We start from the raw sequence: 24,348 nt of genomic DNA on the forward strand, positions 1-24,348 counted from the left end.
ATCAGCTATATAGATGCAACGAAATCGTTTAACATATCCTTGACGGAAAAGTGGCTCATCCATTTTTGACTGTCGAAGGCAAGCCGTAGGCTTGCCTCCGTCACGCTAAGGCGTGACGGAAGACCGAACAACGACTCGCTTAAAGACCCATTCATGGGTCTTTAAGCGGTGTTGTTCGGTCACTCGACAGTTGGATGAAATGACCGGTCAAAACGAAAAATGTTAAAGCTTTAAATTGCATCTATCCTGAAAATACCCGAACTCCAAAATGTGTAAAGTTGTAAAATTCAACATAGAGGTCTTTTCATCCTTCCGATGGTGACGAAATTTTTTTGTCATGGGAGTCTATATAGAAACAGTCCCCCATTTTCTAGTTTACTGAAAAAACGGATGCCCGCCAATAGGGCATCCGGTTGTTTTCCATTATGTTCCAGCGTACGAGTGCAGCCCCGCGATGACGAGGTTGACCGCTACTAAGTTGAACATGATGATGGCAAAGCCGATGACAGCAAGCCATGCCGACTTTTCCCCATGCCAGCCTTTTGACAGCCGGAGGTGCAAAAAAGCGGCGTAAAACAGCCACGTAATGAGCGCCCACACTTCCTTCGGGTCCCAGCCCCAAAAGCGGGTCCAGGCGATTTGCGCCCAAATCATCGCGAAAATGAGCGCCCCGAGCGTAAACACCGGAAAGCCGATCGCCACCGCCCGGTAGCCGATTTCATCGGTCAAATCCAAGTTGACGTTTTTCACAAGCGGCTTGAGCGCGGCGGCGATGCGCTTGCGCAGCACAAGACGAAAAGCGGCATACAGCACCGCACCGGCCATGAGCGACCAAATGACCGTGTTCAGCTTTTTCGCGTTGATGATCGCCGGCATTTCAACAAGCGGCTCCATGCGGCCGGCGCTTTCTTTCACCAGCTCTCCTTTATGCGGCCCGACAAGCGCCGGCATATGGTACTCGACTTCAGCCGCCTGGCCGTTTTTATCAACCCACGTGAACTTCGCTTCGTACCCGGAAAGCCCAAACGCTGTTGAGACGATGACAAAGCCGAGCGTCGCCACAAGGCAAAACATGACGACTTCCAGCCAAAACGTGCGCTTGGACGGCTTCGACTGATCGACGACGCGAATCAAATAAATCAAACCCGCGACAAAACTGATCGCCAAAATCGCTTCCCCGGCGGCCGCCGTCGTCACATGGATGTGCAGCCAATCGCTTTGCAAGGCGGGAATGAGCGGCGAAATTTCCCGCGGAAACATGCTCGCATAGGCGATGATCAGCAACGCGACCGGAAGCGCAAACAGGCCGAGCACGCTCAACCGGTAAATGAAATAAACAATGATAAAAGCAGCGACAAGCATCATGCCGAAAAACGTTGTAAACTCGAACAAATTGCTCACCGGAGCATGCCCGGCAGCGATCCAACGCGTGATGAAATACCCGACCTGGGTGAGAAAACCGATGATCGTCACGGCAATGCCAAGCTGCGACCAACGATCCTTTCCTTGCCGCTCCTTCCGTTTGTCGCGAATGGCGCCGCCAAAAAAAAACGTGCCGATCAAATATAACACAAACGAAATATAGAGCAATGTGCTGCTAAGCTGTGCCATGTCCATGAGCTTGCCCCCCTTGTCCGGCCTGTTTCCCTTCTTCGAGCTGATCGGCCGGCATATTCACACCAGTGCCGTCAAGCAAACGGCGCAGCTCGTTTTTCAAGCCGAACCAATTTTTATTCGTGTGCGCGGCGATCCATAGCTCGCCGTTGACCCGTTGCACCCAAATGCGGCGGTGGTTCCAATACATCCCTTGGATGAGCCCGATCATGAAAATCGCGCCGCCTACCCCTAAAATCCAAAGCGTGAAATCGCGGCGGACGGTCAAGCCGGAGACATTGCGCGTCTCAAACCCCGCGAACGCCATTTTGTACTTGTTGTTGCCAAACGGTTCGATCGTTTGTTGGATGGCGACGAAGCTGACTTCCCCTTTCGGACGGTCCGGCGCGTACATTTTGAACACGAACGCCGGATTGTTCGGCACGCGCGACTTCGTTGACGGATTGCCGTCTTCATCAAACTCAAAATCAGGAAAATAGCTTAATAGCTCAACGCGATACCCATGTCCGAGATTGTACAACTCTTTCGGATCATACAAATCGACCGTCACCGTGCCGAACGTTTTCCCCGACTGTTTGTCCGCCAACTGAAATGACATCGCTTTCGGCTCATTCAAGCGGAAATCGACTTGATAGAGCGCATAATGATCGAACTCCAGCGGCTCGTTGACGCGAATCGGATACTCCTTCACTTTTTCAAGCTTCGGCTTGGCGCCGGGGATCACAGGACCGACGCGCTTATACAACACAACGTTTGTTTGATAGTTTTTGGCGATCATCCCGTTGCCGACGCGGTCGATGGCAGCGTTGAACACTTCGTTGTCTTTGCCTTTCTCATATGTTTCAAAAATAAATTTTTCACTCTTTAAAAAGTAGCGGCCGTTTGTCCCCGGAATTTCTTTCGTCTCCCCTTCCGGAATCCACATCACCCGATCGATGTACATGCCGGGAACGGAACGAAGCATTGCCCCGATCAAGAAAATGATGAGGCCGATATGATTGACGTACGGCCCCCAACGGGAAAACCGCCCTTTTTCAGCGAGCAAATGCCCGTCTTCCTCACAGACATGGTAGCGCCGCGCAGCCAGCCGTTCTTTCAACACGGCCATCGTTTTGTCGAGATCGCTCACATGCGAGACGCCAAACAACCGCTGCCGCTCCAAGAAATGCGGATGGCGCTTCACCCCTTGCCGCTTCAAGGCGCGATATAGCGGCACGACCCGGTCCAAGCTGCAAATGACAAGCGAAACGCCGATTAAAGCGATGAGCAGGATGTACCACCATGAGCCGTACAAGTTGTTAAAGCCGAGCTCATAATACAGCTTCCCTGCCCAACCGTACTGCTGCTTATAATACTCCGCCGGATCGACGTTCGGCGGAATATACATTTGCTGAGGGAAAATCGTGCCGATCGCCGAAGCAATGAGCGTAATGACGATGAGTGCCACTCCGACTTTGACCGACGAGAAAAACGCCCAAATTTGATCGATGAATGTTCGCTTGTACGTTTGCGACCGGCGCGCGCTTCCTTCGTAGCGCATGTCCAAAAGCGTTTTCCCCGCCCGCTCCTCGAGCGGTTTGCCGCATGATTCGCAAAACGCCGTGCCATGCGGGTTGACGTGCCCACATTCACATTTGACTTGTTTCATGATGCAAAACTCCTTACGGTTTGATGCTTTCCAAATGGCGCTGAATGTCTGCTTTTGTCATCGTGCCGGTGATGATTTTCTTCACTTCGCCGTTTTTGTCAATCAAAAACGTGGTTGGCAGCGGGCCGACATTATAGGCGTTCAACACTTGATCTTGACGGTCGATCACAATCGGAAAGGTCAGACCAAACCGCTCCGCAAATTTCTCGACGCTCAGCTTCGGTTCGCCGACATTGACCGCCAAAATTTCGACACCTTGCTTTTGATAGAGCGGGTACAGTTCGTTCATATACGGCATTTCCCGCTCACACGGTTTGCACCACGTCCCCCAAAAATTCAAAAAGACGCCTTTGCCGCGATAGTCTGAAAGACGATGTTCATGCCCTTTCAAATCGGCCAACACAAAATCAGGCGCCGTCGAACCAACAGCGACAGCCGTTTTCTCCGTGAAAAAATTCGTGTAAATCGTATAGCCGATCGCCGCGAGCAACACGAGCAAAATCGCTGTCCTCATCACTAAGCGCTGTTGCTTTTTCATCGTTCAAACCCCTTTACGCTTCTCCTCCCCCACAGCCAACGCTAGAGGGGGAGGCAAGCGGTTCACAATCTCCCATTTTCCATCATAGCAAAGTCCCTCGCTCGTTTATGCGCAAGGATATGAACATTATGTGACAATCTTCGTCATTTTCTTCCCCCGGATTGGGCAAGGACGCGCAGCAACTTTACCTCATGCGGTGTCAGCTCGCGGTATTCGCCGGGGCGCATCCCTTTCAAATCGAGAAACGCGTACCGCTCCCGCTTCAGCTTCAGCACCTCGCAGCCGATCGCCTCAAACATGCGGCGCACTTGCCGGTTTCGTCCTTCGTGGATACGGATTTCCACAATGGCTGTCCCCTTCTTCCGGTCGGCGGAGAGCAGCTTCACTTTGGCTGGCGCCGTCATGCCATCTTCCAGCTGCACTCCTTGTTCGAGCCGTTTCAGCTGCTCGTGCGTTGGAATGCCTTTCACTTTGGCAATGTACACTTTTTCAATTTCATACCGCGGGTGCATAAGCAGGTTGGCAAAGTCGCCGTCATTCGTCAACAAAAGAAGTCCAGACGTATCGTAGTCAAGCCGCCCGATCGGATAAATGCGTTTGTCCAGATCTTTGAAAAAATCGGTCACCACTTTGCGGCCTCTGTCATCTTTGACGCTGGAAATCACCCCGCGCGGCTTGTACAGCAAATAATACACCGGCTCTTCGCGCTCGATCGGGATGCCGTCGACTTCGACATCATCGCGCGGCCCGACCTTGACGCCAAGCTCCTTGACGACGCGGCCGTTCACTTTCACCCGCCCTTGCAAAATGAGTTCTTCCGCCTTGCGCCTTGACGCGATGCCGGCGCGGGCGATCACTTTTTGCAACCGTTCCATTCTCTCTCACCTCTTTCATCATCTTACCCTTTCCGTCTAACAGATACAAGTACGGCACTTTTATTTTTCACCTTTCCCGTCCCCTTTGCAAACAAAAAACCCGCCGGACGGCGGGAACGAAAAAAGGCGCCGCTAGCGCCCGAATACAAACAAAACGATGAAAACAGAAACAATAAAGCTGAGAATGTCGGCCAAAATGCCGACTTTTAACGCATCGCCCATTTTTTTGACGCCGACGGCGCCAAAATAGACGGTGAGCACGTAAAGCGTCGTCTCCGTACTGCCTTGGATCGTAGAAGCAAGGCGCCCGATGAACGAATCCGGGCCGTAAGTAGCGATCAAATCGGTCGTCATGCCGAGCGCCGCCGTGCCGGAAAGCGTGCGGAGAGCCGCAAGCGGAACGACTTCGGCCGGCAGTCCAATGGCATCAGCCAGCGGTTTGATCACTTCCATCATGGCATCAAGCGCCCCTGAGGCTCGGAAAATGGCGACCGACACCAACATGCCGACCAAATACGGGATGAGCGAAAACGCGATCTCGATCCCTTCCTTGCCGCCTTCCACAAACGCTTCGTACGTCGGCACTTTCTTTGCTGTACCGTAAAGCAAAATAAAAGCAATGAGCGCAGGGATCAGCCAAACAGAAAGAAGTTGGACGATAGCCATTATGGCTTCCTGCCTTTCCGCATCCGTTTCCAATAATAGTACCGGTCAATCAATACCGCCCCAATCGTCGAAATCGTCGAAGCGACGATCGTCGTCCCAATGATCTCGCTCGGCGCCGCTGAACCGTACGTCATGCGAATCGAGATGACAGTCGTCGGAATGAGCGTAATGCCTGATGTGTTCATGGCCAAAAACGTCACCATCGACCGGCTAGCCTCGTCGCGGCCGCCGTTGAGCTTTTTTAGCTGCTCCATCGCCTTTATGCCCATCGGCGTCGCCGCATTGCCAAGGCCGAACATGTTGGCGACCATATTCGAGACGATATAGCCAAGCGCGGGATGGCCGGGCGGCACCTCTGGAAACAAGCGGCGTACGAGCGGCATAAACAGGCGCGCCGCTTTGTCAAGCAAGCCGGCGTGTTCAGCGATCGCCATCAGCCCGAGCCAAAACACTAAAATGCTGACCATGCCGATGCTGATCGTCACCGCTTCTTTGGCGCTTTCAAACACCGCTTTGTTCACTTCGTCCATCGTGCCGTTGGCCGCCGCAAAGACGATGCCAATGACCGCCATCATCACCCAAATGAGGTTAACCATCGCTTCTCACACCTAAAAAGCGAAATACTTGCCATAAAAACCCTCGGCCGCTTTCTTCCTTTCCCGGTTCATACAGCAGCGGCACCGAATCAACCGCCTTTTGATGCAAATAAAGCACCACCTTTCCGATCTCTGTCGGTGCCTGTTCTGGGTGTTCTTTCCATTCTTTGCGCGGCTTCAGCAAATACACTTTCACCCGCAGCCCGCTCTCCTCTTTATCGGTCACCGGATATCGCAAATCGCGGACCGCCTGCAGCCGCCCGCGGTAAAACGGATCAGAAATTTTGTCGATCACCCGCTCGCTACTCACTTTGGCGATGTGATAATGAGAAAATCCATATTCGTACATAGCGATATGGTCATTCCAATCGTCCGGTGCATCCAACGTCACGGCGATCAAATCGATGCCGCCTTTGGACGCCGTCGTCACGAGCGTGCGATGGGCTCGTTTCGTATAGCCGGTTTTGCCGCCGGTGCAATATTCGTAAAGACTTGTCAACAACTTGTTTTTATTTCGCCACACACGCGCGCCGTCTTCGCCGGGCGGAGCGGGGGCGCGGTACACTTTCGTTCCGGAAATGCGGCGAAACTCTTCGTTTTTCATCGCGTATTGCATGAGCAACGCCATATCATAGGCCGTTGAGTAATGGTTTTCCGCATCGTCCAATCCGTGCGGATTGGCAAACTCGGTATCGCGCATCCCGATTTCAGCCGCCTTTTTGTTCATTAAAAACACAAACCCCTCGACGCTACCGCCGACATGTTCAGCGATGGCCACCGCCGCGTCGTTGCCGGAACGAAGCATCAGCCCATATACCAAATCGCGCAGTTTGATTTTCTCCCCTTGGCGCAAGTAAATTGACGACCCTTCGGTCCGGACAGCGCGGGCGCTGACCGTCACCGTGTCGTCCATCTTCCCCGATTCAATCGCCAAAATGGCGGTCATAATTTTCGTAATACTGGCGATGCGCCGTTTTGTATAGGCATCCTTGGCAAACAAAACCCGCCCGGAATGCTGCTCTATCAAAATCGCGCTTTTTGCGCTCACCCCATCCATAGCGCGCATCCGCTCTGGAACAAATGCCATAATCCCCGCAGCGAGTGCAAGAATGAGCGCAATGAGCCGCTTCTGCTTATTCATCTCATATCGGCGAGGATCCCCCTCCTTTAAGGAGCGGAGAGGAATCGCCTGTTCCTCCTTTCCATTCAACCTGAAATGAGTGCAATAGAGGGAAGATCGCGACATACCAAGGCCATGTTCTGTACAAGTGTATGCGCCGGTGGGACAAATATGATGAAAAATTGCGGCAAAACCTACCGGGGCGGCGCTTCCGGCGAACTACCCCCGAAACGGCCTTCATCTAAAAAAAGAAGCGGGGTCTTCCCCGCTCGGGTGAACTCCCCACCGCCTACGCTTCGCTTAGAGGCGGGGGACTTCAAGCGACTTGTGCGTGTTCGCCGAACGGTAAGCCACACACAATTACGCTTCCCTTCATTCCGAAGGTGTCCGTTCTAACCATATTCGATCGTATGGATTGGCTAAAGCCTACCAACATTCAGCTGAGGCTGTCCCAAAAGATCGTCCTCTTTGAGAGAGATACAATATATCGTGTCGCCGAAGTGATTTGTTCCTACCTCTTGTAATAAAAAAGGGTGTCCCGTTATGTTTGGGACACCCTCAGACTTCTTTCGGAAAGATGTTAAAACGGCTGCCAGCGCAGCTTCCGCGCCTCATGAAAACGCGCTTCGACATCGCGCCAATTGACGACGTTCCACCAATGTTCGATGTATGCCGCTCGGTCGTTTTTATATTGCAAGTAATAGGCGTGCTCCCATACATCGAGCACAAGAAGCGGAATCACATCCCATTGCGCCATGTGCTGGTGTTTTTCCGCCTGCAAAATTTCCAGACGGTGCGCTCGCGGCGCCCAAACGAGCAGCGCCCAGCCGACCCCTTCGGCGCTTTTCGCCGCTTCGGTGAAATGACGGCGAAAGGCGGTAAAACTGCCAAAATCGCGCTCGATTTGCGCCCGCAGCTCCCCGCGCGGCTCGCCGCCGCCCTCTGGATGCATGTTGTACCAAAAGATTGTATGCAAATAATGCCCGGATCCGTGGAACGCCGCTTCCCGCTCCCAATGCTTCAGCAGTTCAAAATTGTTCGTCCGGCGCGCTTCGGCCATCATGCGCACCGCCTTGTTCAGACCATCGACGTAGCTTTGATGATGCTTCGTATGGTGAAGGCGCATAATTTCTTCGGAAATATGAGGTTCAAGCGCATCATAGCTGTACGGCAAAGGCGGCAGCACATGCCTGCCAGGCGGGATCGGCTGTTGCCGCTCTTCGTCATGAAGGTCCGAAGGGAGCGACGAAGCCGGTTCTGCCTGTGCTGTTGCCGAATCAAAAGGCTGCTCCGACTCTTCCTCCCGCTTCCCCTCTTCGCCGACGTCCAGCCGTTCTTCCTCGCCGTCTTCGCCAACACCGCCCGATTCAACCAGCGGCGCTTCCTCTTCCAGAAACAGCGCCTCTTCGTCTTTTTCGGCGGCCGAAAAGTCCGCAAGACGGACGGCCCGGTTGTACACGTCGTCAACAAGACGCTGGAGTTCGGAAACCGCTTCCTCTGTCCACGCACCGTTCCGTTCGTCAATATACGCCAACAAGGAAGAAAGGCCAACATCCTCAGCTGCCCCGCGCACGGACAAGGCATGCTCCACCTGCCTTCCCCATTCGGCCGACTCTTCGGCATAGCGGCAAAGCGCGGCGGCGTATACGTCATCAACAAGGCGCTGAAGCTCGCGGACGGCCTCTTCCGTCCACTCGCCGTCATGCGCGGCAATGAACCCGCACAGCGACGAAGCGCCATCCGTGCTGGCTCCGCGCAACGCCAACGCTTTCTCAACTTGTCTTGCCCATTCGTTCACCTCAGCGGCATACTGGGCGAACTTCTCTTGATCGTTCATTTGGTAAAAACCTCCTCCTGCTTTTTTCGCCATATCGTATGCCTGCTTGCGGAAATCGTTCTTGTCCGCATTCACCCAAATTTTTGGCTGCTCATACATAGAGGAGCGAGGGCATACTCAGCTGAAAAAACAGAAGGAGGGGAAAAGCATCTATTACGTCCAAGGCATGCAGTCGCCGCTGATGGCCGACCATATGGCGCGCGAAGAATGTTACTACTTGCAAAAGCTGGCGGAAACGACCGGCGAAGTGAAAGCTCCGGCCTGCGATCCGACCAAGCCGCGCACACAATAGTCCATAAGAAAAAAAGCGGTTCGCCCGAAGGAACCGCTTTTTCTTGCCCGTATAGCCGTTTTGCCGGCCCCGCCAAGCACGGAACACACGGCTTTTGTTTCACTGCGGCGCGCGCTCTGGCAGGCGGCATGCGCCGGTTTCGCCCATTCGCCGACAAGCGCCTCGAGCGCCTCGGTGTCAAGAGCGGCAAAATAGCGGCGCAATTCCTCTTCATCATGAATGTAGACGCGCTTTCGCTTCCGATACGCCGGATTTTTCCATAAACAGACAAAAGCAATGATGTCGCGCAAACGAATGTCACGCCCGTTAGCCGTAAACAGTGGATCGCTTTCATACGGCAGCCAATCAAGCAGCGCCGCCTCAAAATGGCGCAAATACAACACAGACAGCGTCCGCTCTTCGCCGCCGTCGCGGTACGTGACTTCCGATCGGTTGAAGTAGTCCTCAAACGTATTCGACTGCGATTTTTGCAATTCTTCGCCGTGCAGGCGGCAAATGTTCATGAGCGCACCCCTTCCCGGTCAGTCGTTTTTTCTTTAGTTTACCATATTACGGCTGTCCGTCGCTCAAATTTTCCGCCAATTTTCCGAAAAACAAGTCAGCTTCCCGCTCAACCTCGCCATCGTCCGTCCATTCTGGCAGCGGCGGCAGTTCTTCAATCGTTTTCAGGCCGAAATAGTCGAGAAATTCGGCCGTCGTCCCGTATAAAATCGGCCGCCCAGTCCCTTCGGCGCGGCCGACTTCTTTAATGAGCGCCCGCGCCATGAGTGTCTGCAGCGGCTTGTCGCTTTTCACGCCGCGGATTTCCTCGATTTCAGCGCGCGTAATCGGCTGGCGGTAGGCGATAATGGCGAGCGTCTCGAGCGCCGCCTGCGACAGCGGCGACGCTCCCGGCGCTTCGACCAGCTTTTTCAAATACGGAGCATACTCTTTCTTCGTCGCCAATAAAAACACGCCGCCCAGCTCGACCAGCTGAATGCCGCGTTCTTCGCGGCAGCAGTCTTCCTGGAGCGCCGCCATCACTGCTTTCGCCTCCGGCTCGCCAATATCCAAAACAGCGGCAATTTGGGCAAGCGACAGCCCCTCGTCGCCAGCGGCAAACAACAGCGCTTCCACGATCGCTTTGAATGGAGCCGGCGCACCAGCAGCGCTGTTTGTTTTCATTTCCTTTTGGTCCATTCTCCCTTCTCCCCTTTCCTTTTTCACCGTTTTGATCGCAACTGCAGCCATCTTGCGGCTTCCCGGCATTTTCCGCGAAAATGCAGGACTGACGCGTGATTTTCATCCCTGGGTGAAGGGCAAAACGTTGCCCATGAGACTTTTTCGTGAAGATGCGCATGCCTTGAGCAGACATTTTCACGCCTGGGCGAAGAGCAAAACTTGCTCATGAGCCTTTTCCGAATCAGCAGCTGTCCGTCTCGCCTTCGCACCGACCATCAGCCGATGGGCCCAGCAGGCAAAAGGAAAGCGGTCCGCCATCGCGAACCGCCTCAACCGGCCAGATGATTGGCGGCGAGAAACAAATCGCTGAAATTCCGCTCTTGCTCAACGATGATTTTATTTTGTTTCATTAATTCCAAAATAGCCAAAAAAGTGACAACGATATACGAACGGTCGCAGGACGGAAATAACTCATAAAAGTTTTTCCGTTCTTTCGCCTGCTGCAGTTCATGCAAAATTTCCGCCATCCGCTTTTCAACGGAAATATCTTGGCGGGCAATTTTCGTCCGCATCGGTTTTTGCAGTTTTTTGCGGCGCAACAGTTTTGACAGGGCGCCGAGCATATCGTAGACGTTGACATCAAGCGGCGCGGACGCTTTTTTTTCATCGGCGTACGCGCTCAAGTCACTCGGGGGTTTTGTAAACAGAAGCGCCCGTTCTTCTTCGCGCCGCTTCAGCTCGCGTGCAGCTTCCTTAAACTTTTTGTACTCAAGAAGCCGCTGCATCAGCTCTTCGCGCGGATCGTCCGCCTCGGCGAATTCCAAGCTGTCGTCTTCGGCGTGTTCGTCGGACACCGGCAGCAGCATTTTGCTTTTCATCGCCAACAGCGTAGCCGCCATAACCAAATATTCGCTGGCGATATCAAGCTCAAGCTCTTGCATGGCGTGAATGTACGCCATATACTGTTCCGTAATTTGCGCCACCGGAATGTTGTAAATATCGATCTCATAGCGGTTGATTAAATGCAAAAGCAAGTCAAGCGGCCCTTCAAACGCTTCAATTTTGACGTTATACGGCACTTGCACATCCATCCCACCATTTTTCCGCAGCCATTCCCCGCGCCGATGCGCACATTGGAGAACCTTGCTGGCAATATACTTATTGTATCATAATTCCGCGGCGAAGCGAACGGAAATGAGACGGTTTTTGCCTCGAACGCCATGAAAACGTATAATACAAGGAGAGCCCTGCCGCAACGCCGGCAGTTGCACGGCTTTGCCTGGCAACAAGGTCGCCTACCGCGAAACACGCCTCGGCGAAAGGAACGATGGCCCATGTATCCAAAAGCATATATCGACTATTTAGTCCATTTCCATGGCAACCGCGATTATTTCGAATGTCATGAGATTTTAGAAGAACAATGGAAGCGCGACGGACGGAAACGGGAATGGCTCATTCTCATCCAAATTGCCGTCGCCTTTTACCACTACCGGCGCGGCAACAGTTCCGGCGCGCTCCGCCTTATCAAACGGGCGCGGACGTTGCTTGAGGAGGCGCGCGGGATGATCCGCCGGCTCGGCCTTGACGAGAAGGAGTTGGCCGTGCTGCTTGAAGAGGCCGCCGAGCGGATTGCCCGCGGCGAACCGTATGAAAGCATTGAGCTGCCGATTCGCGACCGCTCCCTGTACGAACAGTGCCAAGCCGCCTGCGCCGAGCGGCAGCTTGTTTGGGGGCAGGCGAGCGATCTCACTGATATCGACCTTGTAGACAAACACCGGCGGCGCGACCGTTCGGACGTCATCGCCGCCCGCGAACAAAAAAAGCGGGCGAAAGCAGAAGGGACATAACCCCTCTGCCGCCCGCAACAGCGCGGCGTTGCGCCGATTTGTCTCGTTGGGCTAGCACGTTTGGCATTTATCGAAAAACGAGGCGGTCCACTCGTTCGCGCATAGCCGACGGTCGGGGTACGCCTCTTTCAACGCCTTGACCATCTGTTTTCCGATCCCTTGGTGGCGATGCGATGGATTGACGCTGATGTGCTGGATTTGCACAACATCAGGAGCGCACAACAGGACGCCGATAATGCCGACGATATCGTCCCCTTCCTTCCATAAAAACAGCTGCCAGTCGCTGTTCGTTTCATACTGTTTGATCGTCTGCTGGAGCCGTTTCAAATCTTTTTCCGTCGGCATAAACGACAACAGTCCCATGGCGATTTTCTCATAGTTTTTTCGATAACGGATCAACATAAAAATCCCTCATTATCGACAAACGCTTTTCCGAAAAGGAAAACACGTTGTCATTTTCTCTATACGTATTATAAACATTCTCACTGATATTGTGAACCATTTCATGCCTTTTTACACAAATGTCCGCAAAACGTTCGCCATCTCAATGGCCGAAACGGCCGCTTCCCAGCCTTTATTGCCCGCCTTTGTGCCGGCCCGTTCAATGGCTTGCTCGATCGTATCGGTCGTCAATACGCCGAAAATGACCGGGACGCCGCTTGAGAGCGCGGCGTGGGAGACGCCTTTGGCCGCCTCGCTGCACACGTAGTCAAAATGGCTCGTCGCCCCGCGGATGACGGCGCCGAGCGCAATGACGGCATCAAACTGCTTCGATTCCGCCATTTTTTTCACGAGGAGCGGAATTTCAAATGCGCCCGGCACCCAGGCGACCGTGATGTCATTGTCGCTGACGCCATGGCGCGTCAAACCGTCGATCGCCCCTGACAAAAGCTTGCCCGTAATGAATTCATTAAAACGAGAAACGACGATGCCGATTTTCAACCCGGTGCCGACTAAATTTCCCTCAAGAACCCGCATGTTTTTTCTCCTCCTGTTTTCAAAAATGAAGCATATGCCCTAGTTTTTCATATTTCGTGCGCAAGTATTTTTCATTTTCTTTTTTCGCTGGCATTTGAAGCGGCACCCGTTCGACAACTTCAAGCCCGTGCCCTTTCAAGCCGGCGATTTTGCGCGGATTGTTCGTGAGCAGACGCATTTTCGTGACGCCAAGGTCTTTTAAAATTTGCGCACCAATGCCGTAGTCGCGCAAATCGGCCGGGAAGCCGAGCTTTTCGTTCGCCTCGACCGTATCGTAGCCTTGCTCTTGCAGCTTATAGGCGCGCAGTTTGTTCATCAGGCCGATGCCGCGCCCCTCTTGACGCATGTAAAGCAGCACCCCACGCCCCTCGGCTTCGATTTGCCGCAGCGCCGCATGCAGCTGCGGACCGCAGTCGCACCGATACGAACCGAACACATCACCGGTTAAACACTCGGAGTGGACGCGCACAAGAATCGGTTCGTCGGGAATAATGTCTCCCTTGACGAGCGCCACATGCTCCTTGCCATCAAGCACGTTCGTGTAGCCGACGGCGCGAAACTCGCCGAACTCAGTCGGCAGCCAAATGTCGACCTCGCGCTTCACTAGTTTTTCCCGCTGGCTCCGATAGGCGATCAAATCTTTGATCGTGATCATTTTCAATCCGAATTGGTCGGCGATTTGCCGCAAATCCGGAACGCGCGCCATCGTTCCGTCCTCTTTCATGATTTCGCAAATGACGCCAGCCGGCTTCGCCCCGCAAAGGCGGGCCAAATCGACCGCCGCTTCCGTATGGCCGGCGCGCCGCAGGACGCCGCCTTGTTTGGCAATCAATGGAAAAATATGGCCAGGCCGTTTAAAATCGCTCGCTTTCACATTTGGATCGAGCAACGCCCGAATGGTCGCCGCCCGCTCGTAGGCGCTGATTCCGGTCGTCGTCGTCTTGTAGTCGATGCTGACGGTAAACGCCGTCCCATGAGCGTCGGTGTTATGCGCGACCATCGGCTCAAGCCCGAGCCGCGCCGCCAACTCTTCCGTAATCGGCACGCACACAAGCCCGCGGCCATGGGTGATCATAAAATTAACGACATCCGGCGTCGCTTTTTCAGCCAATGCGACAAAATCGCCCTCATTTTCCCGGTCTTCGTCGTCGCAGACGATGATCACTTCGCCGTTTTTCAGCGCGTCCAGTGCCGCTTCAATCGTGTCAAACATCTGAAGTTGCCCCCTATCCCGTTTATTTATAGCCATGCCGCTCCAAAAATTCGCTCGTCACTCCAGAAGGCAGCTCCTCTTTCGCGGCAAGAAAAGCAGCGACGTATTTGCCGATCATATCGCACTCGATATTGACGAGGTCGCCCGGCTGCTTTTCGCCTAAAATCGTCGCTTCACGCGTATGCGGAATGAGCGAAATGGTGAACGTGCGCTCGCTCAGACCGAAAATCGTCAAGCTCGTCCCATCGACGGCGACCGATCCTTTATAAATCATGTACGGGCGAAGCGGGGGAGGCGCTTCAATTTCATAGTAGACGGCGTTCGCCTTCGGCCATCGGCGGACGATGCGCCCGACGCCGTCCACATGACCGGTGACGAAATGGCCGCCAAACCGCCCGCCAGCCGCCATCGCCCGCTCTAAGTTCACTTTCGATCCCGGCTTCAATGTTTTGAGCGCCGTCGCCTTGACGGTCTCCGGCATGACATCGACGGTAAACCGCCGGTCAGTAAACGACGTGACGGTCAGGCAGACGCCGTTGACGGCGATGCTGTCGCCGAGGCGAACGTCTTCGAGCACCCGGCGGGCGCCAATCGCCATCACGATGGCGTCGCCCGTTTGCCTCATTTGTTCAACCGTGCCGACCTCTTCAATAATACCGGTAAACATCCTTACTCCCCCCTCTTTTTCACCGCAGCAACGACTTTTATATCCGGGCCGACCATCTCCAACTGCCGGATGTCAAGCTCCATCGCCTCTTCAAGGCGCGAGAAGCCGAGGCCGCCGACCGGCGTCGGCGCTTCGCGGCCGCCGATCAGCTTCGGGGCGATGTAGGCGACCACTTCATTGACCGCCCCTGCCCGGAGGAAACTGTCATGAACGCGCGAGCCGCCTTCCACAAACAGCGACGTAATGCGCTGCTCACCGAGCAGCCGGAGCACGTCGCGCACATGAATGTGCGCAGCCGCCATCGGGATGATGCGCACCCCGAGGCGCTCGTATGCCTCGGCCTTTTCCCAGCTGATGCCGCTTCCGGTGATGATCCACGTTTCCGCCTCCCGGTCGGTGACGACATGGGCGTCAAGCGGCGTATGCAAGTTTGTATCCAAAATGATGCGGAGCGGATTTTTCCGTTGCTCCCCGATGCGGACCGTCAACTTCGGATTGTCCGCCAACACGGTGTTGACGCCGACCAAAATGGCGTCATGCTGGGCGCGAAGGCGGTGCACATCTTGGCGCGCCGCCTCGGACGTAATCCATTTGCTTTCCCCGGTCGCCGTCGCAATTTTCCCATCGAGGCTGCACGCGTATTTTAACGTCACAAACGGCGTTTTTGCCGCGATATAGTGAAAAAACACCCGGTTGAGCTCATCCGCCTCTTCTTTCAGCAGCCCGACATCGACCTCAATGCCCGCCCGTCGCAGCTTGTCGATCCCTTTCCCGGCGACGAGCGGATTCGGGTCGGTTGTCGCGATGACGACGCGGCGGACGCCGGCTTGAATGAGCAAATCCACGCATGGAGGCGTTTTGCCGTAATGGCTGCACGGCTCAAGCGTCACGTACACCGTTGCCCCGCGCGCCTTCTCGCCGGCCATGCGGATCGCATGCACTTCCGCATGCGGCTCTCCCGCTTTTAAATGGGCGCCAAGCCCGACGACCGCTCCGCCATTGACCACAACAGCACCGACGACAGGATTGGGGGATGTTTGCCCGATTCCGGCTTTCGCGACATCGAGCGCAAGCCGCATATAATGTTCATCGCGATACACCACACTCCCCCCTTTTTTCTAAAAAAATAAACCCCCGGAACTTCCCCGGGGGTTCGTTGATGAGAGAATGAACCATGATGTGCAGCCAAACAAACAAGAACACTTGTTCGTTAACTATGTCATACCGACCGACACAAAGCGGCCGCCGCTACACCAAACCGGCGCCGGCCGTCCAGGCCGGCCGAAAACAACCGTGCGCACATCGCCATCCTTCTCCCATCCAGACTATACTGTCGGCTCCGGAATCACACCGGATCGTGCCGATACGGCTCGCGGGCTGAGAGGCATAGCGTCTCATCACCGCCGGTCGGGAATTTCACCCTGCCCCGAAGGAGGCTTCACTATATTGTTAGGTTTATTATACCACAAGAGCGGCCGGAAATCATCATTGTACGACCCAAAACCAGTACGCCGCTCCCCACAATAGGCTCATCCCCAGCAAAATGAAAAACAAAAGCCAATTGTTCCGGCTTGTCCGCTCCTCGTCTTCCGTCCGTTGCTTACGGTTCGTCAAATACTTTCACTTCTTTCATCACGTCGCCGTTTTTCATCGTCTTCACGACGTCCATGCCCGATGTCACTTGGCCAAAGACGGTGTGCACCCCATCCAAGTGCGGCTGCGGCTCGTGGACGATAAAGAACTGGCAGCTGCCGGTGTCGCGGCCGCGGTGCGCCATGGACATCGCGCCGGTGACATGTCGGTGTGGATTGTTGTCCGTCTCGCACGGGATCGTATAGCCGGCATCGCCCGTTCCATTGCCGCGTGGACATCCTCCTTGGCTGACAAATCCAGGGATGACGCGGTGGAACGTCAACCCGTTATAAAAGCCTTCGTTTGCGAGCTTCTCAAAATTGGCCACCGTCACCGGCGCTTCGTTCGGGAATAGTTCAAATTCGATTTTCCCACCGTTTTCCATCAAAATATATCCTTTTTTCGCCATGGTACTTCAGCTCCTTTTTTGCGCTTCAACCGCTTTTATCATATCATGATTCGAAAGGGAAAGAAAGCCAAAATGCCGCCTCGTCGAACTGCTCATTGTTTTTTTAATATAATATATTTATTATAATTATTTATATGGAATCGGAATGGGTACACTAGTGATGAATGATAGACGTAGCAAAACTGGCAAGGGGGCGTCCGACGGTGTTGTTGATGGCGGTGACGGTAATCGTCTTTTCTGTTTCGTTTCTCCTCATGCCAAAACGGCTTTCAGGCCTTGAAATGTATACAACTTCGCTGTTTGCGGTTTTCTTCGGCCTTTCAACGGATTTGTTTCTCGATGTCAAGTACCATTTATACGGGTATTTTGATGTTGGAGTCGACGGACTGGCCTATGTATTTATTGTTTTCATTTACGTCACCGTCAACCTCCTTGTTTTTAAACGGATACCCGATACATCATCCGATTTGGGTGCAGGCCGCCTATATCGGCGGATGGTCGCTCTTTTCCTTTTTGTATGAAATGGGGCGCTGAGGACAGAAATTTTTTACTACCACGGCTGAAAGCTTTCCTATTCAGCCGCCTTATATCCGCTTCTGTTTCTGATTTTGCTTTGGCATTTGTTGTTCGTGCGCCGCTTGGCGGCGAAGGCAAAGCGCCGTTCCGAATAGAAATTCACGCCAGCGTACGTTATAATGGTAGTGCATGGTTGGTAGATAGGAGGCGAGCAATGTGAAACGAACGATTGCTTCATCGCTGCTTTGGGCGATGCTGCTGGCGTTTCCGGCCATCGCAGCCGCCGATGCCGCGCCGGGTGATGTCATCGTCACGCTTGGTGAAAATTTGACCGCTGAACAAAAACAAAAAGTGCTGGAAGAAATGAAAGCGCCGGACGGAGCGCAGACAATCACGGTCTCGAACGCCGAGGAGCATAAATATTTGGATGGACTCATCCCGAAGGCACAAATCGGCACGCGCGCCATCTCATCGTCCATGATCACCATCGGTGAACCGGGATCAGGGCTTCACGTTGAGACGCACAACATCACATGGGTGACGAAAGAGATGTATACAAACGCCTTGATCACCGCTGGGGTGAAAGATGCCGATATTTATATCACGGCTCCGTTTCCGGTTTCCGGCACCGCAGCGCTGACGGGGCTGATGAAGGCGTACGAAATTTCGTCCGACAAGGTGATTCCAGATGACGTAAAAAAGGTAGCCAACGAGGAAATGGTGCAAACGGCCAAGCTCGCTGATTCGATCGGCGCGGACAAAGCGGTCGCCTTGCTGGCGAAAATCAAAGAGGAAATCGCCAACAACCCGCCGCAAACGGACGCTGACTTGCGCGCCTTGATTGAAAAAATCGCCAATGATCTTGGCATCACATTAAGCGCCGATGAAATCAACGCTCTCGTCTCCCTTTTTCACAAAATGCAAAACGCCGACATCAATTGGGACCAAGTGAACGACCAGCTGAGCAAGGCGAAAGAGCAGCTGTCTGCGTTTTTGCAGTCAGAATAAGGGAAAACATTCATCCAAAATTTGATCGACATCCTCAAAGAAATTTGGAATGCCATCAAATCGGCCTTTTCCGCCAACCAACAATGAGAGAAGGCGCCCTGCTGCATTAGGGCGCCTTCTCTTCTTGGCGGCGGCCGTTCTTTTCCAGGGCCGCCTTCATTGGTTGACTTTCGCCTTCAACGGCAAGTCATATTGGATCAAGTCTTCATACGTTTCCCGTTTGACGACGAGCTGGGCGTCGCCGTTTTCGACGAATACGACCGCCGGACGCGGCAGACGGTTGTAGTTGTTCGCCATCGAATAGCCATAAGCACCGGTGCAAAAGACGGCTAAATAATCGCCCGGTTTCGCTTCCGGAAGTGCGATGTCCCAAATGAGCATGTCGCCTGATTCACAACACTTCCCTGCAATGGACACAACTTCCATCCGATCGCCCAACACCCGGTTGGCCAGCACCGCTTCGTATTTCGCTCCATACAGCGCCGGGCGGATGTTGTCGCTCATGCCGCCGTCAACGGCGATATAGGTGCGGACGTTCGGCACCTCTTTTCGCGAGCCGATCGTATAAATCGTCGTTCCGGCATCCCCCACGAGCGAGCGGCCGGGCTCAATCCAAATTTCCGGCAGCGGAAGTTGATGCACTTCCGCCTGTGTTTTCACCTCATCCACGATACAGTCGACATACGCTGACACCGGAATCGGGTCGTCTTCATCTGTATAGCGGATGCCAAAGCCGCCGCCAAGGTTGACGACCGCAGGAACGAACCCACACGTTTTGTGCCATTCGGCCAGCTTCGCAAACACTTTTCGTGCGGCGAGCACAAAGCCGGTCGTTTCAAAAATTTGCGATCCGATATGGCAATGGACGCCGAGCAGTTGAAACGCAGCCGACGCCATGACGCGCCGGAACGCTTCATCCGCTTGACCGTTATTCAAATCAAAGCCGAACTTCGAGTCTTCCTGTCCGGTTAAAATGTAATCGTGCGTATGCGCCTCAACCCCTGGCGTCACGCGAAGCAAAACCGGAACCGCTCGACCGGATGGCCCCACCAATTGTTCAATCAGCTCGAGCTCGTAAAAGTTGTCGGCCACGATGCAGCCGACCCCGTGTTCAAGCGCCATCGCCAGTTCATCCCAGCTTTTGTTGTTGCCATGGAAATGGATGCGCTCCGGCGGGAACCCGGCGGCCAAAGCCGTATACAGCTCCCCGCCTGAGACGACATCGAGCGACAATTGTTCCTCAGCGGCCAGCTGCACCATGGCAACTGAAGAAAACGCCTTGCTGGCGTAGGCGACTTGCGCCTGCACGCCATGGCGGCGGAACGCTCCCTTAAACGCGCGCGCCCGCGCGCGGATCAAAGCAACGTCATAAATATAAAGCGGCGTTCCATACGTTTTCGCCAACTCGACCGTATCGACGCCGCCAATTTCCAAGTGCCCTTTTTCATTGACGCGGCTCGTCCCATGAAAAAACATTGAAATCCCTCATTCCTCATCAAAGTGGCGCAAACATGCATACCAAAAGCAAAAAAGACAGTTTCGCAACCGGCGCCTGCCTTGAAAAAAACAAAGCCGCAGAGCAATCAGCCCCGCCGCATGGCAGGCTGTCATACAGCCGCGTGCGCCCTCTGCATCGAGCGCCCGCCCTCCTTAGGCGGACGGACGACTTGCCAATGGCGCTTGCAAAGGTGCGAAACGTCAAGTATAACGTATCATAATTATAAAAAAGTTTCAATAGCGCCAAAAGGGAGAAAGCGGCCGTCCATATATGCCAATGGAAACGGCCGCTTGTGCGATGACGATCTGCGTCATGTCGGTTGCTTTCGCACGTCCTGCGGATGAACGATGCTCGGACGCACTTTCGCCCCGGCCGCCGAGCGGCGGACGACAATTTGCATAAATGCCGCCGGGTCAAACGGAATGAACGGCCATAAGTACGGCGTGTTGAGGGAACGGATGCTAACGAGCCAAAGCAAATAAACCGTCGCGCCGATGACGAATCCGGGCACCTTAAACAAGAAGACGAGCACGACGAGCGCCAGGCGGGAAATTTTATTGGCCACGCTCAGCTCATAGCTCGGCGTTGCAAATGAACCGATCGCCGCGACGGAAACATACAAGATGACTTCCGACACAAACAGCCCAACGTCAATCGCGATTTGCCCGATCAAGACAGCGGCGATCAAGCCCATCGCCGTAGAGAGCGGCGTCGGCGTATGAATGGCTGCCATCCGCAAAAGCTCAATTCCAAAATCAGCGATCAAAATTTGCACGATGATCGGAATATTCGTTTGCTTGTTCGGACCGATGAACCCCCACTCTTTCGGCAGCAGTTCAGGCTCAAGGACAAACAGCACCCAAAGCGGCGGCAAAAACAACGACGTCAAAATGCCTAAAAACCGCACCCAGCGCACAAACGTCCCGACCCCTGGCGACTGCCGGTATTCCTCGGCATGCTGGACGTGGTGAAAAAATGTTGTCGGCGTGATGATGACGCTTGGCGATGTATCAACCATAATGAGCACGTGCCCTTCAAGCAGGTGCGTCGCTGCTACATCTGGCCTCTCGGTGTAACGGACGAGCGGGTACGGGTTGTATCCTTGCTTGACTAAAAACTCTTCAACTGTTTTGTCGCCCATCGTCAGTCCATCGACGTTGATTTGCTGCAACTCTTTCTTGACGAGTTCAACAAGCCCCGGGTCAGCGACGTCTTTAATATAGGCGATGCATACGTCCGTTTTTGACCGCTCGCCGACTTGCAAAATTTCAAAGCGCAGCCGCTCGTCGCGGATGCGGCGGCGGGTGAGCGCCGTGTTGACAATGATGTTCTCGACATAGCCGTCGCGGGCGCCGCGCACAACTTTTTCCGTATCCGGCTCTTGCGGCTGCCGACCCGGATAGCTGCGGACGTCGACAGCAAATCCGGTCGATTCGCCTTCAATTAAGACGATGATCAAGCCCGACAGCAGCTTGTCAACCGCTTCGTCGAGGCTCGTCACCGGACTGACTTGCTGATGAACGAGTCGATTTTCGATGATCTGCCACGCTTGGGACGCCTGGCGTTCATCATCGTTGACGTGCACAATTTGTTTTAACAATTCGATAATGTATTGCGTATCGCATAAACCGTTGCAGTAGTAAATATGTACTTCCCGGTTTAGGATATAGATTTTCCGCACGCCTAAATCAAAGCTTGTCCCGACGCCGATCCGCTGTTGCAAAAACTTCGCGTTGTCAACGAGCCGCTTCGCGATCGGCGCTTTCGGTTTCTTTTCTTTTTCCGGCATGGCCACCACTCCTTTCGAGAATCAACTCGACCGCCTTGCGCGTAATCGGCGCTCCGTATTTCGCATGGTCTCGATATCCCATTTTGCCGATGTCGCCGATGCCGACGATGAGCGGAATGTTCAGCCGGTCAAGGCAGTAGACGGTATCGCCATTGATCCGCCCGATCTCGAGGTCCCGGACGCCTTCTTTATCGACCCCATATTCGGTCATCACGCCGTCACGGTCGATGCTCACATGCACTTTTGTCCATTCATGCTGGTGCGTATTGGAGGCAACCGCCAGCGCCCCGAGCACTTGGATTTGCTCATGCGTCGCCACATAGCGAAGCGCCTGCTCTCCGGCCCCCTCCCCGAGGGCGCCGCAATCGTCAAACATGACAAACACTGGATCGTGCGGCGTTTGCAAAATGAGTTCGACCAACTGTTCACCGCTCAGTTTCGTTGGATTGCCTTGCGAGCGAGAAATGCAACGGCCGCCGATTTCGGCTGCAACCCGCTCAATCGCCCGGCAGGCGAACTCGTCCCCATCCGTTACTAAAATGACTCGTCGTTTTTCCATCATCTCTACCCTTTCGGTTTGCAAGTGAGCGCCGCGGCAAAAGAGCCAGCCACGATAAAAGCGAACAAGGCGCCGGCAAATCGGAACACCGCTGCTCCGGTTTCGACAAATCCCTCCGGCCGCGGTTCTACCATGGCCCCTTTCGCCAACCAATACCCAAATCCGCATAGCGGCATCGTCGCCCCGGCGCCAGCCCAAGCGACGAATGGATCATAGACGCCGCCAAAGCCAAGGAGTACGCCAAAGACGACAAGCGAACCGGCGACGCCAGCCGGCGTCCATTTGCCGCGGTCGATGATGAGCTGAACGATGGCGCACAGCAGCCCGCCGGCGAGAAAGGCACGGACGTATTCCATATCACATTCCCTCCTGATCGTTCCCAAATAAAAGACGTCCTACGGCGGCAAATCCGACTCCTGTCCAGCCGCTTCGATGACGACGCCGTGAGCGATCGCTGGGATCGACTGTTTTTGCTGCACCATCGTTTGACTCAAGAGCGCCCCGGTAGCGACGACAAACAGGCGTCGAAACGTTCCGCGGGCGAGCTCTTGAAGCAAATACCCGTACGTGACGACCGCCGAGCAGGCGCAGCCGCTGCCGCCGGCGAACACCTTTTGATCTGGCCGGTAAATCATCATCCCGCAATCGTTGTAAACGTCGGTCACATCGTAGCCTGATTCAGCAAGCAACTCGCGGACGATGACGCTGCCGACGCGCGACAAGTCGCCGGTGACAATCAAATCGTAATCGCCCGGCGAGACGCCTAAGTCACGGAAATGCTGCTCGATCGTATCGGCCGCCGCCGGGGCCATCGCCGCCCCCATGTCGAGTGGGTTTTTCAGCCCGGCGTCAACGACTTTGCCGATCGTCGCCGCCCGGACGCGCCAACGTCCCGGCGCGCGGCCAACGAGAGCGGCACCGGCGCCCGTGACGGTGAACGTCGCCGTTTTCGGCTTTTGCACCCCCAGTTCAGTCGGGTAGCGAAACTGCCGTTCGGCCGTCGCGTTATGACTGCTTGTCGCCGCAAGCGCCCGATCAGCCAATCCACCAGCGACAAACGCAGCGGCTGCCGCCAACGTTTGCATCGAGGTCGAACAGGCGCCGAACAAGCATAAAAACGGAATCGGCAGCTCGCGGGCGACATAGTTCGATGTCGCATTTTGGTTTAACAAATCACCGGCCAAAAATAGATCGACTTCTTCGGCAGAGACGCCCGCCTTTTGCAAGCAGCAATCCACCGCCTCCCGCATCAGCCTCCGCTCGGCCAGCTCCCACGTCGCTTCGCCGCAATATAAGTCGCGATGACAAACATCAAAATAACTTCCGAGCGGCCCGTCGGCTTCAAGCGGCCCGACTGCGGCAGCGGCCGCTTGGATGTAAACACCATCGTCAAACACCCATGTCTGCTTTCCGACACGTTTCATGGCCAATCCCTCTTTTCGTCACGGCCAAACAAGGCCAAGCACATAGGCGGCAATCAGACCATAAATGACCGCTGCCCCACCGGCTTTCAACATCTGCCCGGCCACCCCGGCCGTCCATCCTTCGCTGCGATGTTCGATGGCAGCGCTCGCGATGGCATTGGCCAGCCCTGTAATGAGCATCGTCGCCCCCGCACCGGCAAATTGGCTGAAATCATCATATTTCCCGACGGCCGTCAGCACAATCGCCAATCCGGCCATCACCATAGACGCCCACAGATGAGCCTCGAGCGGCGAAGCGGCAAACGTGCCGCCATACCAATCAACGAGCCATTGCGCCAACGCACAAAGCGCCCCGCCGACAAGAAACGCTTTTACCGCATTGGCGGCGTATGGGGGAGAAGGCTGAAACGCCTTCACCTCACGGACATAATCGGACTTTAATCCCACGTTTCCTTCCTCCT

General features: G+C 54.6%; 25 protein-coding genes, 2 pseudogenes and 1 riboswitch. Of the genes and pseudogenes, 4 read left to right on the top strand and 23 right to left on the bottom strand.

What is annotated here, in order from left to right:
• Positions 1 to 423: 423 nt before the first annotated feature.
• The 8 genes from ccsB to NSQ51_RS10370 form a co-directional block, all read right to left on the bottom strand.
• Entirely contained in the window at positions 424 to 1,611 is a 1,188-nt protein-coding gene (ccsB, locus tag NSQ51_RS10335; RefSeq protein ID WP_049624254.1) for a c-type cytochrome biogenesis protein CcsB, read from the bottom strand.
• Positions 1,598 to 3,262, bottom strand: a complete 1,665-nt coding sequence (locus tag NSQ51_RS10340) for a cytochrome c biogenesis protein ResB (RefSeq protein ID WP_033017124.1) — start codon at positions 3,260 to 3,262, stop codon at positions 1,598 to 1,600. The genes ccsB and NSQ51_RS10340 overlap by 14 nt, the downstream gene beginning before the upstream one ends.
• 13 nt (positions 3,263 to 3,275) lie before the next feature.
• Entirely contained in the window at positions 3,276 to 3,800 is a 525-nt protein-coding gene (locus tag NSQ51_RS10345; protein ID WP_033017125.1) for a thiol-disulfide oxidoreductase ResA, read from the bottom strand.
• 143 nt (positions 3,801 to 3,943) lie between these two features.
• Positions 3,944 to 4,675 (bottom strand): pseudouridine synthase, encoded by a 732-nt coding sequence (locus NSQ51_RS10350; RefSeq protein ID WP_049624251.1) that lies wholly within the window; start codon positions 4,673 to 4,675, stop codon positions 3,944 to 3,946.
• A gap of 132 nt (positions 4,676 to 4,807) precedes the next feature.
• On the bottom strand, positions 4,808 to 5,341 hold the full coding sequence (locus NSQ51_RS10355; RefSeq protein ID WP_011231766.1) for a spore maturation protein: 534 nt from the start codon (positions 5,339 to 5,341) through the stop codon (positions 4,808 to 4,810).
• Positions 5,341 to 5,937 carry a nucleoside recognition domain-containing protein gene (locus tag NSQ51_RS10360; protein WP_049624250.1) on the bottom strand — a complete coding sequence of 199 codons (597 nt, stop codon included), beginning with the start codon at positions 5,935 to 5,937 and terminating at the stop codon, positions 5,341 to 5,343. Before NSQ51_RS10360 ends, NSQ51_RS10355 begins: the two co-directional genes overlap by 1 nt.
• Entirely contained in the window at positions 5,930 to 7,078 is a 1,149-nt protein-coding gene (locus tag NSQ51_RS10365; RefSeq protein ID WP_049624249.1) for a D-alanyl-D-alanine carboxypeptidase family protein, read from the bottom strand. The genes NSQ51_RS10360 and NSQ51_RS10365 overlap by 8 nt, the downstream gene beginning before the upstream one ends.
• A 559-nt stretch (positions 7,079 to 7,637) precedes the next feature.
• Entirely contained in the window at positions 7,638 to 8,894 is a 1,257-nt protein-coding gene (locus tag NSQ51_RS10370; RefSeq protein WP_033017165.1) for a superoxide dismutase, read from the bottom strand.
• A gap of 172 nt (positions 8,895 to 9,066) precedes the next feature.
• On the opposite strand from NSQ51_RS10370, the pseudogene NSQ51_RS10375 reads away from it, so the two are divergent.
• Positions 9,067 to 9,186: pseudogene (locus tag NSQ51_RS10375) on the top strand (DUF2935 domain-containing protein); the annotation flags it as partial.
• 549 nt (positions 9,187 to 9,735) lie between these two features.
• On the opposite strand, the gene scpB reads toward NSQ51_RS10375, so the two are convergent.
• A complete protein-coding gene (scpB, locus tag NSQ51_RS10380; protein ID WP_047818634.1) occupies positions 9,736 to 10,365 on the bottom strand; it encodes an SMC-Scp complex subunit ScpB in 630 nt (209 codons plus the stop codon).
• Positions 10,366 to 10,676: 311 nt separating this feature from the next.
• Entirely contained in the window at positions 10,677 to 11,438 is a 762-nt protein-coding gene (locus NSQ51_RS10385) for a segregation/condensation protein A (protein ID WP_033017133.1), read from the bottom strand.
• A gap of 243 nt (positions 11,439 to 11,681) precedes the next feature.
• Here NSQ51_RS10385 and NSQ51_RS10390 point away from each other — a divergent pair, with 243 nt between their 5' ends.
• Positions 11,682 to 12,194: a DUF309 domain-containing protein gene (locus NSQ51_RS10390; RefSeq protein ID WP_049624248.1), complete on the top strand. Its 513-nt coding sequence runs from the start codon at positions 11,682 to 11,684 to the stop codon at positions 12,192 to 12,194.
• 51 nt (positions 12,195 to 12,245) lie between these two features.
• Here the strand turns inward: NSQ51_RS10390 and NSQ51_RS10395 are convergent, their stop codons facing one another.
• From NSQ51_RS10395 to NSQ51_RS10425, 7 genes are all read right to left on the bottom strand, one after another.
• Entirely contained in the window at positions 12,246 to 12,596 is a 351-nt protein-coding gene (locus tag NSQ51_RS10395; protein WP_033008266.1) for a GNAT family N-acetyltransferase, read from the bottom strand.
• Positions 12,597 to 12,707: 111 nt separating this feature from the next.
• A complete protein-coding gene (ribE, locus tag NSQ51_RS10400) occupies positions 12,708 to 13,172 on the bottom strand; it encodes a 6,7-dimethyl-8-ribityllumazine synthase (protein ID WP_049624247.1) in 465 nt (154 codons plus the stop codon).
• Between the two features lie 19 nt (positions 13,173 to 13,191).
• Positions 13,192 to 14,385, bottom strand: coding sequence for a bifunctional 3,4-dihydroxy-2-butanone-4-phosphate synthase/GTP cyclohydrolase II (locus NSQ51_RS10405; RefSeq protein WP_033017135.1), 1,194 nt, complete (start codon positions 14,383 to 14,385; stop codon positions 13,192 to 13,194).
• Positions 14,386 to 14,407: 22 nt separating this feature from the next.
• Positions 14,408 to 15,052 carry a riboflavin synthase gene (ribE, locus tag NSQ51_RS10410; protein WP_033017136.1) on the bottom strand — a complete coding sequence of 215 codons (645 nt, stop codon included), beginning with the start codon at positions 15,050 to 15,052 and terminating at the stop codon, positions 14,408 to 14,410.
• A gap of 2 nt (positions 15,053 to 15,054) precedes the next feature.
• The gene (gene ribD, locus NSQ51_RS10415; protein ID WP_080985682.1) at positions 15,055 to 16,152 is read right to left on the bottom strand and encodes a bifunctional diaminohydroxyphosphoribosylaminopyrimidine deaminase/5-amino-6-(5-phosphoribosylamino)uracil reductase RibD; all 1,098 of its coding nucleotides are present in this window, start codon (positions 16,150 to 16,152) and stop codon (positions 15,055 to 15,057) included.
• Positions 16,153 to 16,356: 204 nt separating this feature from the next.
• A riboswitch (FMN riboswitch) is annotated at positions 16,357 to 16,490 on the bottom strand.
• A 47-nt stretch (positions 16,491 to 16,537) separates the two neighbouring features.
• Positions 16,538 to 16,666 (bottom strand): hypothetical protein, encoded by a 129-nt coding sequence (locus NSQ51_RS10420; protein WP_255350139.1) that lies wholly within the window; start codon positions 16,664 to 16,666, stop codon positions 16,538 to 16,540.
• Positions 16,653 to 17,093, bottom strand: coding sequence for a peptidylprolyl isomerase (locus tag NSQ51_RS10425; RefSeq protein ID WP_012820689.1), 441 nt, complete (start codon positions 17,091 to 17,093; stop codon positions 16,653 to 16,655). Before NSQ51_RS10425 ends, NSQ51_RS10420 begins: the two co-directional genes overlap by 14 nt.
• Positions 17,094 to 17,296: 203 nt before the next feature.
• Here NSQ51_RS10425 and NSQ51_RS10430 point away from each other — a divergent pair, with 203 nt between their 5' ends.
• Both NSQ51_RS10430 and NSQ51_RS10435 read left to right on the top strand, forming a co-directional pair.
• Positions 17,297 to 17,614, top strand: coding sequence for a hypothetical protein (locus NSQ51_RS10430; protein ID WP_049624996.1), 318 nt, complete (start codon positions 17,297 to 17,299; stop codon positions 17,612 to 17,614).
• 211 nt (positions 17,615 to 17,825) lie between these two features.
• Positions 17,826 to 18,704: pseudogene (locus tag NSQ51_RS10435) on the top strand (DUF1002 domain-containing protein).
• Positions 18,705 to 18,773: 69 nt separating this feature from the next.
• Here the strand turns inward: NSQ51_RS10435 and lysA are convergent.
• From lysA to NSQ51_RS10465, 6 genes are all read right to left on the bottom strand, one after another.
• Positions 18,774 to 20,093 (bottom strand): diaminopimelate decarboxylase, encoded by a 1,320-nt coding sequence (gene lysA, locus NSQ51_RS10440; protein ID WP_049626210.1) that lies wholly within the window; start codon positions 20,091 to 20,093, stop codon positions 18,774 to 18,776.
• Between the two features lie 332 nt (positions 20,094 to 20,425).
• Positions 20,426 to 21,904, bottom strand: a complete 1,479-nt coding sequence (locus NSQ51_RS10445; protein ID WP_049624999.1) for a spore germination protein — start codon at positions 21,902 to 21,904, stop codon at positions 20,426 to 20,428.
• Positions 21,852 to 22,463 (bottom strand): stage V sporulation protein AE, encoded by a 612-nt coding sequence (locus NSQ51_RS10450; RefSeq protein ID WP_020278271.1) that lies wholly within the window; start codon positions 22,461 to 22,463, stop codon positions 21,852 to 21,854. The genes NSQ51_RS10445 and NSQ51_RS10450 overlap by 53 nt, the downstream gene beginning before the upstream one ends.
• Positions 22,464 to 22,468: 5 nt before the next feature.
• On the bottom strand, positions 22,469 to 22,819 hold the full coding sequence (locus NSQ51_RS10455) for a SpoVA/SpoVAEb family sporulation membrane protein (RefSeq protein WP_033017142.1): 351 nt from the start codon (positions 22,817 to 22,819) through the stop codon (positions 22,469 to 22,471).
• 39 nt (positions 22,820 to 22,858) lie between these two features.
• Entirely contained in the window at positions 22,859 to 23,887 is a 1,029-nt protein-coding gene (gene spoVAD / locus NSQ51_RS10460) for a stage V sporulation protein AD (RefSeq protein WP_033017144.1), read from the bottom strand.
• Between the two features lie 18 nt (positions 23,888 to 23,905).
• Entirely contained in the window at positions 23,906 to 24,334 is a 429-nt protein-coding gene (locus tag NSQ51_RS10465; RefSeq protein WP_011231787.1) for a SpoVA/SpoVAEb family sporulation membrane protein, read from the bottom strand.
• Positions 24,335 to 24,348: the final 14 nt, after the last annotated feature.

This window comes from Geobacillus sp. FSL K6-0789 (genome assembly GCF_038593135.1).
Lineage (GTDB): Bacteria > Bacillota > Bacilli > Bacillales > Anoxybacillaceae > Geobacillus > Geobacillus stearothermophilus.